Genomic DNA, 16,899 nt, shown 5'->3' on the forward strand with positions numbered 1-16,899 from the left:
CACGGATATGTCATGCTTTCCTTCGGCTGGACACTTCTGCTCCTGGGCCGGGGTCTGTCCTCAGAATAACGAGACAGGGGGTAAACGACGGTCAGCTAAAACCAAAAAAGGCAATCGTTATCTCAAAGCTATTTTGACTCAATGTGTCAATTCCCTTGCTCGTAGCAAGAAAAATTCACGCTTGATTACTCGCTTCCACTCGCTAAAAATTCGCCGTGGCCACAATAAAGCGGTGATGGCTGTTTGCCGATCGATTCTGATTGCTATTTATAACATGCTTTCTAAAAACGAGCCTTTTAAAGAAATGTCCGAACCCAGCATTTCCAAAGAAAAGTCTTTTTCTTTTTTGAAGGTTTCTGATGATTTATTGATTCAAGAACTAATTAAACGTGGATACAAGTTAGAAGCAGCAACTTAGCTATTTTATGTAATTAATCTGTAATTTTATGGAATCTATGAGTCTATAATAATAGACTTTATTTCAGTGTTGCCTTTTTTAAGTCTCTGGAGCTTTACTCACAGGTTTCCGCTTTTTCAAACTATGTTACGTGTCGCACCCCGTGCGGGTGCGTGGATTGAAACTCATTCGTTAATCTGTTGTTACTTGCATCCGAAGGTCGCACCCCGTGCGGGTGCGTGGATTGAAACTATAAATTGTTTCTAAGTCTGATGAAAAAGTCTATTTTTCATCCACCCGCAGAAAGGAATCGAAATCGAAAAGCCTGAACCATATTCAAGACAACTTCCTTCTCTGCTTGAAAGGTGACATGAACAACAGGCAGAGTAATCGAACCTAGGCATATGGACTGTTCCTCACTTAGTTGAACCTCCCAGTCGGGTCCTTGAAGGTGATCTGGTGAAAGCAATCTTCCTCCCAGAGTTAGAAAATAATCGAGAAAGAGCTGACGTTTTAGTCCGCGCATCTCGAGGGTTTGCGTAAAGCTATTCATTTTATCCCTCCAACTTGAAACGTTTTCTCATCTCATGGTATGATTATGCCATATATTTCTATGTTTTGGGCCTTTGTGCCAGAAGAATGGAGGATTAACAGGATGACAGAGAATATTCGTGATCTGAGTCAGGAGCAGATTCCTGTTGTATCGGTTGTTGGGAAATCGGATGTGGGGAAAACCACGTTACTCGAGAAGCTTTTAAAGGAATCAAAGCGGAGAGGTTGGCGGGTAGCGACCGTAAAGCATGATGTACATGGCTTTGATATGGACAAGCCGGGTAAGGATACTTGGCGGCATGCTCAGGCAGGTGCTGATATGGTTGTTATTTCTTCCCCCAATAAAATTGCTATTTTGGAAAGCGTCGACGAAGACAAGCCGCTGGATGAAGTCCTTAGTCGAATTCGTGGCGTAGATTTAATTTTTACCGAAGGCTATCGCCGTGCGAATAAGGCAAAGATCGAAATCTTTCGCTCTGAAGTATATCAAGACCTGCTTTGTGAGCCAGAAGAGCTTATGGCGATTGCTGCCGATGTCCAATTAAACAATGGAGTTCCATGTTACGATTTAGATGATGCGAAAGGCCTTTGCGATCTTATTGCGGAAAAGTTCAGACTCAGGTGATCCAATAATACAACGAGGCTTCTTGCCATGCGTGGTTAAACAAGGGAGCTTTAAAAAATAAACTTCGTACCACTTCGATTAATTTTGAAGTGATGCGAAGTTTTTTTTCTACTGGTTTAAAACTACAGATTGATGTTCATGTCTTTAATCTTTCGGTACAACGTATTTCGCCCAATGCCTAAAATCCGGGCTGCTGGTGCGATTTTGCCATGGGTCTGGGCAAGTGAGTTAACAATGGTTTGTCGTGTTTGCTGAAACATAAGAGAGTGTGATTCAACGGATTCAGACCTAGTGTTTGCAGAGGTTCTCAATTCTGGTGGCAAATCATTGACTGATAATCTCGGTGTATTCGCCAGGGCAACCATGCCTTCAATACAATTTTCCAATTCGCGAACGTTCCCAGGCCAGGAATGGGCGAATAAATAGGGGTAAACTTCTTCATCAATTTGCATCAGGGGGCGACCCAGCGAGGTGCAAGATCTTTGGATGAAATAAGGAACGAGTTCGTGAATATCTTCCAGACGTTCACGAAGAGGGGCAAGCTCGATAGAAATCACTTTGAGCCGATAATATAGATCGAGACGAAACGTCTTGTCCTCAACCATGGCATTAAGGTCTCGATGTGAGGCGACGATAACACGGACATCGATCTTATGCGGCTTAGTATCTCCAATACGTGTAATTTCTTTTTCCTGCAGTACGCGGAGAAGTGCAACCTGCGCCGTAAGCGGCATATCACCAATTTCATCCAAGAAAATTGTCCCTTGATGGGCAAGTTCAAACTTGCCAGGTTGTCCACCTCGGCGAGCTCCTGTAAAAGCGCCGTCACTATAACCGAACAATTCGCTTTCCAGCAGGGAACTCGGTAAAGCAGCGCAGTTCAAGGCTATAAAAGGCCCTTGATTGTGAGGACTCAGATTATGGATCATCTGAGCGATGATTTCCTTACCGGTCCCGCTTTCACCTTGAAGGAGAATGGAAGAATGGGTTAAGGCTGCCCTTTGGGCTTTTTCTAAGAGCTGACGAGAAGCCGGACTACTCCCCACCCAAAGAAGAGCAGAAGGTTCTGAGGGAAGGTTTAGCTGTACAGTTCCAATCGCACCTAGGGATTTCCCTGATTCATCGGTTATCGGCGTAAGCTTGGAGACGATCTCATTACCTGTCGTGTTTTTTAAGTGAAGATCTAATTCCTTGTGATTAAGAACCCAGCCTTTGGGAGTGCTGAAGACCTCTTTGACGAGCTTGCCGATCACATCTTCACGTTTTCGACCCAGCAGCGAAGCGCCAGTACGGTTAATATTCGTGATGAGTCCATTAGGATCAATCGAGATAAATCCTTCCTGAAGCAATTCGGTCGCCAATTTTGCACCTTGCTGAGAGAAGCTGAGTTGGCGCTTAATATCTAAAGCGCGTAAGTTTTGTTCAATCATTTTTGCCCCCAGCATGGCGATTTCCAAGATGCGTTCTTGCCTGTTCCCGGTTTCACCGCTAATATCGATGACGCCGAGGGTATCCCCTTGGACTCCCACTATGGGGGCGGCGCAACAGGTTAAAAAATGATTTTCTTTAACATAATGTTCCCAGCCGGAAATGGTAATCGGGATATTTTCCGAAAGGGCTGTCCCGATGGCATTCGTTCCTTTCACGTCTTCACGCCAATTTGCGCCCGGAGATAGATGGATCCGCTGAGCTTTATTGACAAAAGGTCCATCTCCTTTAGCTTCGAGAATGAATCCGTTCTTATCACCGAGGAGGATAGTATAATTTGCGTTGATAAGTAATTGAAAGATATACGGTAAAATGGGTTCGGCAGCACGAATTAAGTCCTCTTGGGAATCGCGTAATTCGCGTAGGTGAGGTGCTGACAGGATCATATTTTGCGAGATATTTAAGTGGTTGACGTTATAGTTCAGACTTCTTTGCCAGGAGCGATATATTACAGGTGTGACTTCAGTTTCAATCATTTTACCTTTAAGAAACTTGTCCCAAGGTTCACTCATAACACCATTCTCCTTTATCACCGTTCTGAGCAGTAATAGCACGCGTTAAAGTCAGAATAGCATATCTATTCAGGCAAAACAACAGCTTGATTAGGGACCGTTGACTAGGACCTAGTATTGTGTTCCATTATGGTGCATTGCGATACACTTAGCTGTATCAAGAAGGGCAATTTAAAAAGGAAAAAGGAGCTATAAAGGGCTATAACCGATATTGGTAGCTTGGCATAATTCTTGCAATTAATTATTGTAAAGAAAACTGAAAAAAGTAATAAGGAGGAAAAGAAAATGGGCGGTTATACTGGAAAGATCCTACGAATCAATTTGACGGACAAAACGATTAAGACCGAAGCTTTAAATATGGAGCTTGCAAAAAAATATCTAAGTGGACGCGGTCTCGCTGGTAAAATGTTTACGGATGAGGTTCCGGCAGATGTTGAACCCTTTGCCCCTGAAAATAAATTGTTTATTTCGACAGGTGCTCTGACAGGAACCAATGCACCCACTTCGGGACGATTCATGGTTGTGACAAAGTCTCCGCTTAATAGTACCTTAGCTTCTTCAAACTCGGGTGGACATTGGGGACCTCAACTGAAGTTCGCCGGGTACGATATGCTCGTGCTCGAAGGGGCATCGGCTACCCCGGTCTATATCTCGATTAATGATGATCAGGTGGAGATCAAAGATGCTGACCACGTCTGGGGAAAAGATGTTTATGAAACGTCGGCAATTCTTAAGCAAGAGTTTGGGGATGACCAGGCGAAAGTCTTAACAATCGGTCCTGCAGGTGAGAATTTGTCCTATATGGCTGCAGTCATGAATGACCTTTACCGTGCGGCTGGGCGAAATGGTGTCGGTGCAGTTATGGGATCGAAGAAGGTTAAAGGGATCATCGTGCGGGGTACCGGTAAGGTTGAAAATGCGGATCCTGAAGGCATGAAGACCGTTCTTAGTGGAGTGATGAAGAAGATCCGGGAAAATGGAGTTACAGGTCAGGGATTGCCTTCTTATGGAAGCGCCATCTTAGTTAATATTATTAACGAAAACGGGATTTATCCTGTTAATAATTTTCAGGGATCCTACGACCCTGACGCCGATAAAATTAGTGGCGAAACGATGACTGAAAAATACCTTGTTAAAAAACACCCCTGTTATCGTTGCCCGATTGCCTGTGGACGTTACTGCAAGTGGGATGAAGGCGAAGGTGGGGGTCCAGAATATGAAACCGTTTGGGTTTTTGGCTCGGACTGTGGAATTCATGATTATGATGCCATCCATCAAGCGAATGACCTTTGTAATAAGTATGGATTAGATACCATCTCCGTAGGCGGAACTATCGCAGCGGGGATGGAGTTAGTCCAACGTGGATTAATCAAGCCTGAAGAACTCGGTGGTACACCCTTAGAGTTCGGAAATGCGGCAGGAATGGTTGAGTGGGTTCGGAAAATCGCTTTTGCTGAAGGGCTAGGCGCGAAGATGACCTTGGGTTCCTATCGCTTTGCCGAAAATTACGGACTTCCTGAGCTATCTATGTCAGTTAAAAAACAGGAACTTCCGGCCTATGATCCACGCGGTGTTCAAGGGCAAGGCTTGGCCTATGCAACGAGTAATCGTGGAGGGTGCCATGTACGGGGTTATATGATTTCTCCTGAAATTCTTGGACTTCCAGAAAAGCTGGATCGATTCTCCATTGAGGGCAAAGCGGCTTGGGTCAAGATATTCCAAGACCTTACGGGAGTCATCGATTCGATTGGACTTTGCCTCTTCTCGTCGTTTGCCCTGGGTTTATCAGACTATACCCAACTCGTCAATGCCGTGACTGGGTTTAACTATTCGGACGAAGAACTCCTGAAATGTGGCGAAAGAGTTTGGAATATCGAACGTCTTCATAATTTACGTGTGGGCTACACGAAAGCAGATGACAGTCTGCCTAAACGTTTGCTTAAGGACCCAGTTGAGGATGGACCTTCCAAGGGACAGGTCTTTAGACTCGAAGAGCTTCTGCCTGAATATTACAGTGTCCGCGGCTGGAGTGAAGAGGGAATTCCTACCCCTGAGTATCTGAACGCTTTGAACATGTAATACTATAGTTTAAAAAATGATAAAAAGGGGACCTTTAGGGGTTCCCTTTTTAGAAAGGAGAATTGTCCATGCGCGTAACGATTAAGCTCTTTGCTACGTTCCGAGATGGTCGATTCAAGGTGGAGAGCAGAGAGCTGCCAGAGGAAAGCCAGGTCGGGGATGTGCTGCAAGCGTTAGGAATAGCTCCCAAAGAGGTGGCCATTTGTTTAGTGAACGGGCGAGACGCGAATGAATATTACACCCTAGGGGAGGGAGATACCCTCTCACTTTTTCCACCTGTAGGTGGAGGGTGAGAATAAAAAGGTATATAATTGTAAGTGGACAAGTGAGACTTGTCATCTGCATCACCAAGGCACTTGGCCAGGGGATAATTAATCGAGCAGATGAAAGGTGTATTGAATATGGGAAGCAGTAGTGAACTATTTAAGGTTAAAACCTTAGCCGAAGTGGTCGAAACCCTGAAACCGTATGTCCAGTCCTTCTATGAACGAATCGAAGAAATTCCGTTAACGGAATCCCTCGGTCGAATCTTAGCCAAGGATATTCAAGTGGTTGATCCTGTACCCCATTACCGTAAATCGACGGTGGATGGCTTAGCCGTAAGAGCGAGCGATACATTTGGGGCCAGTGAAAGTATGCCCGCTCTTATCCAGTGTCAGGGTGAGGTCTTCATGGGAATCGCCCCCGTGGATTCGCTCAAGCCAGGTGAAGGGATGCTTATTCCGACAGGGGGAATGCTCCCTGAAGGTGCGGATGCAGTCGTCATGGTTGAACATCTGGAAGAGTTCGGGCAAGGACTTGATGGGGTGGCCAAGCCGATCGCCCCAGGAGAAAATGTAATTGATATTGGTGAAGATCTGAGTGAAGGGGAAGTCATTGTCTCCCGGTATACGAAAATACGTCCTCAGGAAATGGGCTTGCTCGCTTCCCAAGGCATACTTTCGGTTCCGGTGCTTCCTCGCTTTAAAGTTGGAATTCTTTCTACAGGAGATGAAATTGTATCCCCTGAGGTCAGGCCAGCTCCTGCTGAGTCTCGGGATATCAACGGGTACGCCTTATTGGGACAGGCCTTAGCTGCGGGTGCTGAGGCGAAGTATTATGGAATCGTGAAGGATGATGCCGAGGCATTGCGGCAAACGCTCCAGAAGATGGTAGAGGAAAATGACGTGGTGCTCCTTTCCGGCGGAAGTTCGGTTGGGGTTCGTGATTTTTCAGCGCAGCTTATCGAAGAACTGGGGGAACCGGGCTTATTGTTCCATGGGATAGCCCTTCGTCCTGGGAAGCCTACGATTGGTGGAGTAGTGGAAGAAAAACTGATCTTCGGGTTACCGGGGCATCCTGCTTCAGCCATGGTCGTTTTTGAAAGTGTGGTTCGTCCATGGCTCGAGGCTTCTGTTCTGCGCAACCAAAGCTATCCTGAACCCGAGGGGACCTTGACTCAAAATATCTACTCAGGTACTGGACGCGAAGAATTTGTACGTGTGCGCATATTGCCTGAAGGTAAAGAGTGGCGCATTGAGCCGCTCCGCGGTAAGTCGGGCTTGATTCGGACGATGGTCCTGGCCGATGGGATTGTTCATATTGATTTAAATACCGAAGGAATCGAAGCGGGTAAACGCGTAAAGGTTCATATATTACGTTAGAAAGCCGCGAAAAGTAGGATATGCACCTGAGGGGGAAGAGTATGGAACGTCAAATTTATCTGGAGAATAAAACCTGGCAAGAGGGGCTGAAGCTGATGATGGAAAGGCTCGCAGCGACATCTTCTCCGGAAAATGAGCTTATTGATGTGAGGAGAACTTTAAACCGAATTACGGGTGAGATTGTAAGAGCGGAGCAAAGTTCGCCCCATTATCCTGCTTCGGCCATGGATGGTTATGCAATTCGAGCAAAAGATACATTTGGCATATCGGAACGTGAACCGCGTTGGCTTAAATGGGGGAGTGAAGCAATTCAGGTTGATACCGGAGATCCGCTTCCTGCTGGTATGGATGCTGTTGTGATGTTGGAAGAGGTATTGGAACAGGGTGAACGCGGGATTCTCCTTCAGAGCTCGGTTGTTCCCTGGGATAATGTGCGATCGGTAGGTGAAGATATTGTCGAAGGGGAAGTGCTCCTTCCTGTCAACCACAGGATTCGCCCCCAAGACCAAGGGGCTATGATCGCAGCCGGGGTTCTGGAGGTCTCAGTACGAAGGAAGCCTCGTGTAGGTATTCTCCCTACCGGAGATGAGATTCGTACTCCAGGTACGCTACTCGAGGCTGGGGATATCGTCGATAGTAACTCGACCGTCCTGGCTTCTCTTGTCGAGGAATGGGGGGGCGTGGGTAAGATTTGGCCGATTATCGCCGATCATCCTGAAGAATTGGAGAAAGCCTTACTCGAAATGGCGGAATCGCAGGATATTGTGGTGCTCATTGCCGGATCTTCGCAAGGACGGGATGATTATACCTCCCGGATCATTGAAAAGTATGGGGCTGTGTATCTCCACGGCGCAGCGATTAAACCCGGAAAGCCTGTTATTTTAGGAGAGGTTCAGGGCAAGCCAGCGATTGGGATTCCTGGTTATCCTGTATCTGCCTATATTACTGCCCAACTTTTTCTTGAGCCTTGGGTTAAGTATTTGCTCGGGATATTAAAGGGAACATCCTCAACGATAGATGTCGTGGTCACTAAAAAAGTTTTTTCGACTCTCGGTAGTGAGGAATTTGTGCGCGTTAAGGTGGGCAAGGTCGGAGAACGTTGGATTGCAACTCCTCTCAACCGTGGGGCGGGTGTAACCATGAGTTTAGTTCGCGCAGATGGGATACTTCGCGTTCCCCGTTTGCAGGAAGGGTTTCATGAGGGAGAGACTGTTCCCGTTGAGCTTTTGCGGCCAGTGGAGGAATTAGGAGAAACCCTCGTTTGCATCGGGTCCCATGATTTAGCGCTGGATATTTTAAGCAGTCATCTCAAAGCGCGGGGAAGAAATGAAGCGATCGCTTCTGCCCATGTCGGAAGTTTGGGTGGACTCCTGGCTTTGCGCAAAGGTGAAGCGCATTTTGCAGGAATCCATCTTCTGGATCCGGAGACTGGAGATTATAATCGGTCATACATTGAACGGCTTTTACCCGGCCGTGATATTGCCTTAATGAATTTGGTTTATCGCACCCAGGGGTTAATGGTTGCCAAGGGGAATCCCCTTAACTTAACAAGACTTGAAGATTTAACTCAGCCCGGAATCCGTTTTATCAACCGCCAAGGCGGTTCCGGAACAAGGGTGCTTTTAGACTACTTACTCGAGCAAAAAGGAATCTCCAAGAAGGACATCCTGGGCTATGAACGGGAAGAATTTACCCATCTTAATGTTGCCGTCGGGGTTGCTTCAGGGTCAGCTGATGTTGGCCTAGGGATTCAGAGCGCAGCCCAATCGCTAGGTCTTGATTTTATCCCGATTGGGGAAGAACGATATGATCTGGCTATCCCGAGTGAATTTCTCGAAGACTTAAAAATGCAAGCGTTGATCGCAGTCGTTCATAGTGATGTGTTTAAAGAAGATGTGATGAAGCTTGGTGGATATGACGTGCGTGATATGGGGAAATTTGTCCGGTAAAAAGATAAATAAACAGAGGTACTTATCAAGCATTGATGAGTACCTCTGTTTCGCTTCTTCGTCCTCAGCGTTCCAAAAAGGTACAGTGTATCGTGTGCTACTGCGCTGATATGGAGCAAATTGGGAGTCTACTTTAAATAAAAAACGTTGTGCGGGAAAGATAAAAGTCTAATTTGTCTGAAATTTCGGTATTGTAGACCTATTCTGAATAGCATCCTTAAATGGCACGGTTTTTGCAATAAGATAAAGGCAAATACCATCGCATTAAAAAATTTAAGGAGGCCAAGATTATGAGTGTTGTTCATCAAGTTTATGGCTATTTTATGCCAACCGTTAACCTTATGGGAGCGGGTGCTGTCCAAGAAGCAGGAAAACAAGCGAAAATCCTAGGTGGAAAAGTTGCTCTTTTAGTCACAGATGCTTTCCTCGACAAATCAGGAATGTCCAAGCAAATAGCGGATATCATTGAGGCTGAAGGGGTTAAGGTTGCAATCTACCCCGGTGCGGAGCCTAATCCGACAGACAAAAATGTTCATGATGGGGTTGCGGTTTTCGAAAAAGAAGCCTGTAATATGATTGTTTCCTTAGGTGGGGGTTCCTCGCACGATTGTGCTAAGGGTATTGGCCTGGTTACAGGAAATGGCGGTAACATTCGAGATTTCGAAGGCGTCGATCAGTCCAAAAATCCTATGGTGCCCATGATTGCAATCAACACTACGGCTGGGACAGCCAGCGAAATGACCCGTTTCTGCATTATTACAGATAGTTCGCGCCACATTAAAATGGCCATCGTTGACTGGCATACGACTCCGAATGTCTCCATCAACGACCCCTTATTAATGATGGGAATGCCGGCTTCCTTAACTGCAGCTACAGGAATGGATGCGTTAACTCATGCGGTCGAAGCTTATGTTTCGACGGCTGCGACACCGGTCACGGATTCGGCAGCCTTGATGGCTATGAAACTAATCAGTAAGTACCTTCGGCGAGCAGTGGCCAATGGTAATGATTTCGAAGCACGGGATCAAATGGCCTATGCACAATTTATGGCAGGAATGGCCTTTAATAATGCAAGCCTAGGGTATGTTCATGGGATGGCTCATCAACTCGGTGGCTTCTATAATCTTCCTCATGGTGTATGCAATGCCATTCTTTTACCTCATGTCTCTCGTTTCAACCTCATTGGTAATGTAGAACGTTTTGTAGATATCGCTGAAGCACTCGGTGAAAATGTTCAAGGCCTGTCGGCACGGGAAGCTGCTGAAAAGGCTCTGACTGCGATTACTACGTTGTCGAAGGATGTAAATATTCCGAGCGGTCTTACAGAACTCAATGTAAAAGAAAAAGATCTTAAATTGATGGCTGAAAATGCGATGAAGGATGCGTGCAGTGCCACAAATCCTCGGCTAGCCACTTTAGAAGATGTCATTCAAATCTACAAAAACGCATTTTAATCGATTAGAGTTTTAGAGCACCAAAAAAGCGAACCGAAGTTTTCAAACTTTTGGTTCGCTTTTTTATTGTTTATTAACCGGAAATGAAGCTTGCCCGTTTCGTAGTTCGCCAATGAGCAAGAAATTGATCGACCTCAGGGGTCTGCGGGGTTGCTAAAAGAGTGGCGGGAGCAGCATCAGCAACAATCTGACCTTGCATTAGAATTAAGGCTCTTTGGGTTAGCCGTTCAATGTCTTCAAAATCATGACTGACCACGACCGTCGTGATTTGGGTTGAATGGAAAATATCCGCAAGATCGGTCCTTAAGGCTTCCTTGGTTGGGGCATCTAAAGCGGAGAAGGGCTCGTCGAGAAATAGAACGTCTGGATTTAAGACCAAAGCCCGAGCTAGACTTACTCGTTGGGCTTCTCCTCCCGAAAGAGAGCGGGCAGGCTGTTTCGCAAGCTGGGCGATCCCCAACTGCTGAAGCCAATACATGATGCGTTCGCGAATTTCGCGCTTCGGGATAGACCGAATTTTTAAACCGACCGCAATGTTTTCCCAGACGCTAGTGTTAAGTAAAAGAGCATCTTGAAAGACGATGGCGATTTTGCGGCGGATATCGAGGGGAACCGATTTGGGGAGCGGCTGCCCTTGAAAACACAGCTCGCCAGAGGTTGGGGCTTCGAGAAAAGCGAGGATTTTGAGCAAACTGCTTTTTCCCGACCCATTAGGACCGACGAGTCCTAGGCATTCCCCGGGATGTAGCTCAAAATTGATATGTTCGAGAATGGCTTTCTCGTTTTTGTGCCAACAAAGGTTTTGCGCTCTCAGCATCAATCTAGGCTCCTTGTTTTTTTTGCTGGAGAAGAGTTAAGAAGAGTGTGATGAAATAGGCGAGCAGAGAGAGAATAATGCTCAAGGCGATGGCGATGTCAAAGTTCCCCTTAGAAACTTCAAGGACCGTCGCAGTAGTTAACACGCGGGTCTGATCTTTAATGTTTCCACCGACAGCCATTGAGGCACCAACTTCGGAGACAACAGCGCCGAAACCAGCAATGATTGCAGCCATAATTGAAAAACGAACTTCTTTGAGAAGGAGCCAGAGATACTGCAGACGAGTGGTACCGAGCGCCTTTATTTGCAGTCTGAGTTTGGGATCCGTTTGTTGAAGGGCGGCACTCGTTAGGCCCACAACCAGCGGGGAAGCGATTATGGCTTGAGCAATGATCATGGCGATCGGGGTATACATAATGTCTAAGTACCCGAAAGGTCCGGAACGCCAAAGAAAGATCGAGACCCAGAGACCCACAACCACAGGGGGTAAGCCCATTCCCGTATTGACCAGGCTCAAGAAGAATTGACGGCCTGGAAACTCCTTTAAGGCTAGTAAAGTACCTAAGGGAATACCGATCAAGAGGCTGATGAAGGTAGCGGTACCAGAGACTTTAAGGGTTAATAAGGTGATTTTTAAGACCTCGGGGTCTCCGGTCAAGAGGAGATGAAAAGCTGCAAGAATCCCCTGCCCAATCATTTCCATCAGATTTCATCCCCTTCAAAGTTACTAGGTTGTGTTACTTGCCTAAATCCTCCATTTTTTTACCTGCATCAGGGAAGAAAAGAGCTTGGCCAACTGTATCCTTACCAAATTCTCCGATGGTTTTTTGGGTATCAGGATCGAGCATGAAATTGACGAACGCTTTAGCTCCTTCTTGATTCACCTTCGGGAACTTTTCGGGGTTGACTTGACCTACGTGATAAATATTAAGCAAAGCAGCTTCTCCTTGGACCAGGATCTCAAGTTTAAGATTTTTTTGATTGGCGAGGAAGGTAGCGCGATCAGTGAGGGTATAACTTGCTTTATCCGAAGCCATGGTTAACGTTTGTCCCATGCCAGAGCCAGTTTCTTGGTACCATTTTCCGGCGGGTTTGAGGTTTGCTTTAGCCCAAAGGGATTTTTCCATTGTATCTGTTCCTGATCTATCCCCGCGGGACATAAAAACGGATTGACTCGCTTCAATGGCTTTAAAGGCTTCGACTGAAGTTTTCATCCCTTTTATCTTGGCAGGGTCAGAAGCGGGTCCGACAAGAACAAAGTCATTATGCATAACGAGGTTATAATTGATCATGGTTTGATTATCGACGAGTTTCTTTTCAGAACTGGGGGCATGGACTAAGAGGACATCGGCGTCTCCTTTTTCACCCATCGCCAGGGCTGCGCCTGTGCCGACGGCAACTGTTTTGACTGTATAACCGGTCTTTTTTTGAAATTCTGGAATAAGGACTTCCAGTAGTCCGCTATCCTGGGTACTTGTGGTGGTTGCTAAAATAAGGTTGGGATTGGCTGGAGTTGGGGTTGAAGCGGCTTGAGGTTGTGGAGTTTGAGTTGTGCCACAACCAGTCAAAGCGAGAACGAGAATAACGAGGGTTGCCAAGAGTGTGGAAATCGTTTTGCGGGATTTTATTTTCTTTAACATGAGTTTAACTCCTCTCTTTTGGGGAAACATTTTTTCTTGCTTATTTCTTTATATGAGCTCACGAAATCTTTAGCTGGATTTAGACGGCTAGCTCTGGTAAAGGATTTTGCCAGTTGTGGAGGTATCATACCCGACTTGACGCTCAATTGCGTTATGGAAGGCGGGAGAGCTCAATATTTTTAAGATATGTTGATAAGCTTCGACCGGGATTTTTTCATGTAAGAGGACAAGATCGTAGCGCTCATGAAAAAGCGGGATGAAATCAAGCCCCATTCGGTGAGCAGCGGATTGGACACCGATCCCTACATCGGCTTGGTCGTTAGCGACACAACTTGCGATATCCAAATGAGTATTCACTTCTTGCGAATAGCCTTGGATCTCAGCGGGAGAGATTTTGGCCTCATGTAAATAGGAATCGAGCTTGAGCCGTGTTCCTGATCCTTTTTGACGGTTCATAAAACGCAAGCCTTTGTGGGTTAAATCTTCCCAAGACTTAATTCCCCAGGGGTTGCCGGGCTGGACGATGAAGCCTTGAACGCGCTTGACCAAGTTAATAAGGGTCACGGGTTCACCCGGTAGAACATAGTGGACAAAAGGAAGATTATATTCTTGGGTCTGATCATCCCAAAGGTGAATTCCCGAAATCTGGGCTTGATTATGATAAAGCGCCATCAGACCTTCCATGCTTCCTTTGAATTCTAGATGAAGTTCCAAAGGAGCTGAAGAATGTTTCCAGAAATCGGCGAAAAGTTCAACGACAGGTTCATGGCTGCCGATGAAAACTAAATCCTGCGCTGGCGTTTCTAATTTTACTACTGGATCAATAATCGCGTGATTCTGTTCCTGAGTAGTTTCATGAAGTGAATTAAATAGCGAATCAGGATCAATTCTAAGCTGCCTTCCAATTCGCTGTGCGGGAATCTCTCCCCGTTTAATCAATTCATAAATCGTGTATTTTGATACTTTAAGAAGTTGGGCTGTTTCTTCAACCGTAAGGGGATGGGGACCTTTCATCAATAAGCTCCTTTCTCACAGATATTCTAAGAATAAGATAGACTATTCAAATAATCAAGGGGAAAGTGAAAGGATTATTAGTTTTAGTATGAATTAGTTTATTTTAGTAGGATCTAGTTTGATTCGGCTATGCTTGGTTTAAACTTAGTGAGTCAAGTCCAAAGTTCACGTAAAGTTCACTTTTCCCTCATAGTCTTACCACAACTTTCCGTTATTCTATAAATGTAATCTTTTTCAAAAAGTCCTCCTTCCTTCTATAGCCCCTTAGGCGTAACCGCTTAAGGGGTAATTTATTTTTGCAATAAAGGAATCTAAGACAAGAGGATTTTACGCCTAGGTAGAGAATTTTTAAATTAGGAAGAGAAAGAGTCGAGAAGATCTTAGATCGAGAGGGGAGATAATGATGGAATTTTTGGAGATTGTTCAAAAGCGAAGAAGTTTACGCTCGTATGCATCCACTCCAGTGGAACCGGAAAAATTAAACTATGTTCTGGAGTGCGCCCGGCTGGCTCCCTCCTGGAAAAACATGCAATGTTGGCGGTTCATCGTGGTTAGAGATCCAGAACTTCGGCAAGCTTTAGCAGAGACAATGACGGAAGCTAATCCTGGACGCAAAGTTCTCGTCCAAGCGCCGATGGCGATCGTGCTCTGTGCTGTACCGAGTGAGTCAGAGGTCTGGGAAGACAAGGATTTCATGATGCTTGATGCAGGTTTAGCCATGGAGCATCTTGTTTTAGCCGCCACTGAGCAGGGGTTAGGAACCTGCTGGGAAGGTTGGTTCCATGAAGACAAGGCGCGTAAGGTTCTTCAGGTTCCTGAAGATGTGCGCGTGGTCGCGTTTACGCCGTTAGGATATGCGAGTGAAGAGAGACGTCCGCGGCCTCGGAAAAGTATCGACGAAATCGTTTTCAATGAAAAATGGGGTGAAGCCTAAAGGAGAAGGGAATGATTGCATCGGTACCCACATCGATTGCTATCCATGGAACAATTATTCCTTATGAAGAACGTAAGAATTCTCGGTCAAAACGCCTGAGCATTCGTGTCGGACGAGACAGGGTGAGGGTAACCGTACCCTGTCGGGCGACTCAGCGGGAGATCCGTGAATTCGTGAAGGCAAATCAGGACTGGATTTTAGCTCACTGGTTAAAAATTCAGGAGAAGCTAGAAAAGGTCCTTGAACGGCAATACCGAGATGGAGAAAGCCTTCCTGTATTAGGTCAGAGTATCCTACTCCAGATCTTGAAAACGAATCGGAAAATGATCGCGCTACGCTATGATGAGGGCGAAAAAAGGGTAGAGATTCGATTGCCTGAAATGATGGCACCTGAGCATCAACGAGACGCCATCAAAGAAATCCTCGAGAAGTGGCTGAAAATTAAAGCCCGTGAAGTTTTCCAGGCTAAATTAACTAAATTAAGCGTCCAAATGGGCGTACATTATAGGGAGTTTCGACTCAAGGAACAGAAAACCCGTTGGGGTAGTTGTTCAAGTAAAGGAAATATCAATTTAAACTGGCGAGCTATCATGGCGCCGGAGCCGGTTGTTGATTACCTCGTCATTCATGAGCTAGCTCATCTAAAGCAGATGAACCACTCCCCTGCCTTTTGGGACTTTGTGGGTCAATATTGCCCAGAGTATGGCGCTTGCCGTCGTTGGTTAAAGGTAAATGGCGAAAGACTGATCCTTTAAAGGAGAGTATAAATGACGAATGAATACCTGTGGCTCGAAACATCTCAGGCTGTTAAGGTCTTCTATCGTGAGGTGCATCCGAACGGAGAAAAGGGAATAGTCATGATTTGTCACGGGTATGGGGAACATTCGGGGTATTATCTAGACTTGATGCAATTTCTAGTTAAGCATAGCTATGGTGTGTATGCGTTAGATCATCGTGGGCATGGTCGCTCTGAGGAGGAACGGGGGCATCTGGAGAGATTCGAGTTTTTCCTTGAGGATTTAGATATTTTGGTGAATTTCGCTCGCGAGAAACATCCAACGCTTCTAATCTATATGTTTGGTCATAGTATGGGTGGGCTTATTGCGTTCCATTATGGGATTTTATACCCGGAGAAACTTGACGGGCAGATCTTTTCTGGTGCAGCTGTAGGAATGCCGGCGGGGACCTCCTTCATTCCGGGATTTTTGTTTAGATTTCTGAATAAACGCTTCCACCACCATAAAATTTATCAAGTGCTTTCCCATCGAGCTACGCGTAACCTTGAGCTTCAAGAAAAATCTAAGGCGGATCCGATGCTTCTTAAATACGCCACAGTTGGCTTTTACTACGAGTTTATCTATCGCGGAGTCATCGGGGCCAAGAAGGGGGCGGGGAACTATCGGCTGCCGTGCCTTTTCTTGCATGGACGTGCGGATCGGATTATCCCCTATCAGTCCTCCCCTTACATTTTTGGACGGATTTCCTCACAAGATAAAGAATTGAAGATCTATGACGGACTCTACCATGAGCTAATTCAAGAACCTGAGCGGGAAATGGTTTTGGGGGATATTCTTAACTGGCTTGAGAAGAGAGTAATAAGCATAAAAAAGCGTGAACCGGGTCAATCTGAATGACCTGGTTTACGCCTTTTTTGTACTAACAGAAAGTATAAATTTTTGGCAGATAAACTCTAAGTGCAACCAGCGGTTTCGCTTTCCTACGATGAATGCGGTTAAGTTCGGCAGGATAAGGCGACTAAGGCCACCGCTTTGGCGCTGACCAAGTCTTCTATATC

At 45.9% G+C, this 16,899-nt stretch carries 16 protein-coding genes; 10 read left to right on the forward strand and 6 right to left on the reverse strand.

All coding sequences use genetic code 11. The annotated features are described in order from the left end of the window. A partial coding sequence (locus VM640_RS09490) for a transposase (protein ID WP_325391584.1) occupies positions 1-418 on the forward strand: 418 nt, incomplete at its 5' end. 268 nt (positions 419-686) lie between these two features. Here the strand turns inward: VM640_RS09490 and VM640_RS09495 are convergent. Next, positions 687-950 (reverse strand): MoaD-like domain-containing protein, encoded by a 264-nt coding sequence (locus VM640_RS09495; protein WP_325391586.1) that lies wholly within the window; start codon positions 948-950, stop codon positions 687-689. A gap of 102 nt (positions 951-1,052) precedes the next feature. On the opposite strand from VM640_RS09495, the gene mobB reads away from it, so the two are divergent. Next, positions 1,053-1,574, forward strand: coding sequence for a molybdopterin-guanine dinucleotide biosynthesis protein B (gene mobB, locus VM640_RS09500; protein ID WP_325391588.1), 522 nt, complete (start codon positions 1,053-1,055; stop codon positions 1,572-1,574). Between the two features lie 122 nt (positions 1,575-1,696). Here mobB and VM640_RS09505 read toward each other — a convergent pair whose 3' ends face one another. Continuing rightward, positions 1,697-3,574, reverse strand: a complete 1,878-nt coding sequence (locus tag VM640_RS09505; RefSeq protein ID WP_325391590.1) for a sigma-54-dependent Fis family transcriptional regulator — start codon at positions 3,572-3,574, stop codon at positions 1,697-1,699. 285 nt (positions 3,575-3,859) lie between these two features. Between VM640_RS09505 and VM640_RS09510 the strand changes: the two genes are divergently transcribed. The 5 genes from VM640_RS09510 to VM640_RS09530 all read left to right on the forward strand — a co-directional run bounded on the left by VM640_RS09510 (position 3,860) and on the right by VM640_RS09530 (position 10,699). After that, entirely contained in the window at positions 3,860-5,653 is a 1,794-nt protein-coding gene (locus VM640_RS09510) for an aldehyde ferredoxin oxidoreductase family protein (protein ID WP_325391591.1), read from the forward strand. 68 nt (positions 5,654-5,721) lie between these two features. Next, on the forward strand, positions 5,722-5,946 hold the full coding sequence (locus tag VM640_RS09515) for a MoaD/ThiS family protein (protein WP_325391593.1): 225 nt from the start codon (positions 5,722-5,724) through the stop codon (positions 5,944-5,946). Positions 5,947-6,054: 108 nt separating this feature from the next. Then, the gene (locus tag VM640_RS09520; RefSeq protein ID WP_325391595.1) at positions 6,055-7,296 is read left to right on the forward strand and encodes a molybdopterin molybdotransferase MoeA; all 1,242 of its coding nucleotides are present in this window, start codon (positions 6,055-6,057) and stop codon (positions 7,294-7,296) included. Positions 7,297-7,337: 41 nt separating this feature from the next. Continuing rightward, on the forward strand, positions 7,338-9,245 hold the full coding sequence (locus VM640_RS09525; RefSeq protein WP_325391597.1) for a molybdopterin biosynthesis protein: 1,908 nt from the start codon (positions 7,338-7,340) through the stop codon (positions 9,243-9,245). Between the two features lie 290 nt (positions 9,246-9,535). Then, positions 9,536-10,699 carry an iron-containing alcohol dehydrogenase gene (locus VM640_RS09530; protein ID WP_325391599.1) on the forward strand — a complete coding sequence of 388 codons (1,164 nt, stop codon included), beginning with the start codon at positions 9,536-9,538 and terminating at the stop codon, positions 10,697-10,699. 73 nt (positions 10,700-10,772) lie between these two features. On the opposite strand, the gene VM640_RS09535 is transcribed toward VM640_RS09530, so the two are convergent. The 4 genes from VM640_RS09535 to VM640_RS09550 form a co-directional block, all read right to left on the reverse strand. Beyond that, positions 10,773-11,516, reverse strand: coding sequence for an ABC transporter ATP-binding protein (locus tag VM640_RS09535; RefSeq protein ID WP_325391601.1), 744 nt, complete (start codon positions 11,514-11,516; stop codon positions 10,773-10,775). A 4-nt stretch (positions 11,517-11,520) separates the two neighbouring features. Then, positions 11,521-12,219 (reverse strand): ABC transporter permease, encoded by a 699-nt coding sequence (locus VM640_RS09540; RefSeq protein ID WP_325391603.1) that lies wholly within the window; start codon positions 12,217-12,219, stop codon positions 11,521-11,523. Between the two features lie 34 nt (positions 12,220-12,253). Continuing rightward, positions 12,254-13,156 (reverse strand): ABC transporter substrate-binding protein, encoded by a 903-nt coding sequence (locus VM640_RS09545; protein ID WP_325391605.1) that lies wholly within the window; start codon positions 13,154-13,156, stop codon positions 12,254-12,256. An 87-nt stretch (positions 13,157-13,243) separates the two neighbouring features. After that, a complete protein-coding gene (locus VM640_RS09550; protein ID WP_325391607.1) occupies positions 13,244-14,170 on the reverse strand; it encodes a helix-turn-helix transcriptional regulator in 927 nt (308 codons plus the stop codon). Positions 14,171-14,573: 403 nt separating this feature from the next. On the opposite strand from VM640_RS09550, the gene VM640_RS09555 reads away from it, so the two are divergent. The 3 genes from VM640_RS09555 to VM640_RS09565 are packed head-to-tail and all read left to right on the forward strand — an operon-like array spanning position 14,574 to position 16,738. Then, complete coding sequence (locus tag VM640_RS09555; protein ID WP_325391613.1) at positions 14,574-15,104, forward strand: nitroreductase family protein; 531 nt, start codon at positions 14,574-14,576, stop codon at positions 15,102-15,104. An 11-nt stretch (positions 15,105-15,115) separates the two neighbouring features. After that, positions 15,116-15,859 (forward strand): M48 family metallopeptidase, encoded by a 744-nt coding sequence (locus VM640_RS09560; RefSeq protein WP_325391609.1) that lies wholly within the window; start codon positions 15,116-15,118, stop codon positions 15,857-15,859. Between the two features lie 12 nt (positions 15,860-15,871). Continuing rightward, a complete protein-coding gene (locus VM640_RS09565) occupies positions 15,872-16,738 on the forward strand; it encodes an alpha/beta hydrolase (protein WP_325391611.1) in 867 nt (288 codons plus the stop codon). The last annotated feature ends 161 nt before the right edge of the window (positions 16,739-16,899 follow it).

Origin of the sequence: Desulfitobacterium sp. (assembly GCF_035539115.1) — a bacterium.
In the GTDB taxonomy this organism is placed as follows: domain Bacteria; phylum Bacillota; class Desulfitobacteriia; order Desulfitobacteriales; family Desulfitobacteriaceae; genus Desulfitobacterium_A.

Excerpts from the sequence above, each read along its gene's own strand:
- VM640_RS09545 (WP_325391605.1), bottom strand. The coding sequence starts at position 13,156 with ATGTTAAAGAAAATAAAATCCCGCAAAACGATTTCCACACTCTTGGCA.
- VM640_RS09505 (WP_325391590.1), bottom strand. The coding sequence starts at position 3,574 with ATGAGTGAACCTTGGGACAAGTTTCTTAAAGGTAAAATGATTGAAACT.
- VM640_RS09540 (WP_325391603.1), bottom strand. The coding sequence starts at position 12,219 with ATGGAAATGATTGGGCAGGGGATTCTTGCAGCTTTTCATCTCCTCTTG.
- VM640_RS09510 (WP_325391591.1), top strand. The coding sequence starts at position 3,860 with ATGGGCGGTTATACTGGAAAGATCCTACGAATCAATTTGACGGACAAA.
- VM640_RS09565 (WP_325391611.1), top strand. The coding sequence starts at position 15,872 with ATGACGAATGAATACCTGTGGCTCGAAACATCTCAGGCTGTTAAGGTC.
- VM640_RS09530 (WP_325391599.1), top strand. The coding sequence starts at position 9,536 with ATGAGTGTTGTTCATCAAGTTTATGGCTATTTTATGCCAACCGTTAAC.
- VM640_RS09550 (WP_325391607.1), bottom strand. The coding sequence starts at position 14,170 with ATGAAAGGTCCCCATCCCCTTACGGTTGAAGAAACAGCCCAACTTCTT.
- VM640_RS09535 (WP_325391601.1), bottom strand. The coding sequence starts at position 11,516 with ATGCTGAGAGCGCAAAACCTTTGTTGGCACAAAAACGAGAAAGCCATT.
- VM640_RS09560 (WP_325391609.1), top strand. The coding sequence starts at position 15,116 with ATGATTGCATCGGTACCCACATCGATTGCTATCCATGGAACAATTATT.
- mobB (WP_325391588.1), top strand. The coding sequence starts at position 1,053 with ATGACAGAGAATATTCGTGATCTGAGTCAGGAGCAGATTCCTGTTGTA.
- VM640_RS09515 (WP_325391593.1), top strand. The coding sequence starts at position 5,722 with ATGCGCGTAACGATTAAGCTCTTTGCTACGTTCCGAGATGGTCGATTC.
- VM640_RS09525 (WP_325391597.1), top strand. The coding sequence starts at position 7,338 with ATGGAACGTCAAATTTATCTGGAGAATAAAACCTGGCAAGAGGGGCTG.
- VM640_RS09520 (WP_325391595.1), top strand. The coding sequence starts at position 6,055 with ATGGGAAGCAGTAGTGAACTATTTAAGGTTAAAACCTTAGCCGAAGTG.
- VM640_RS09555 (WP_325391613.1), top strand. The coding sequence starts at position 14,574 with ATGGAATTTTTGGAGATTGTTCAAAAGCGAAGAAGTTTACGCTCGTAT.
- VM640_RS09495 (WP_325391586.1), bottom strand. The coding sequence starts at position 950 with ATGAATAGCTTTACGCAAACCCTCGAGATGCGCGGACTAAAACGTCAG.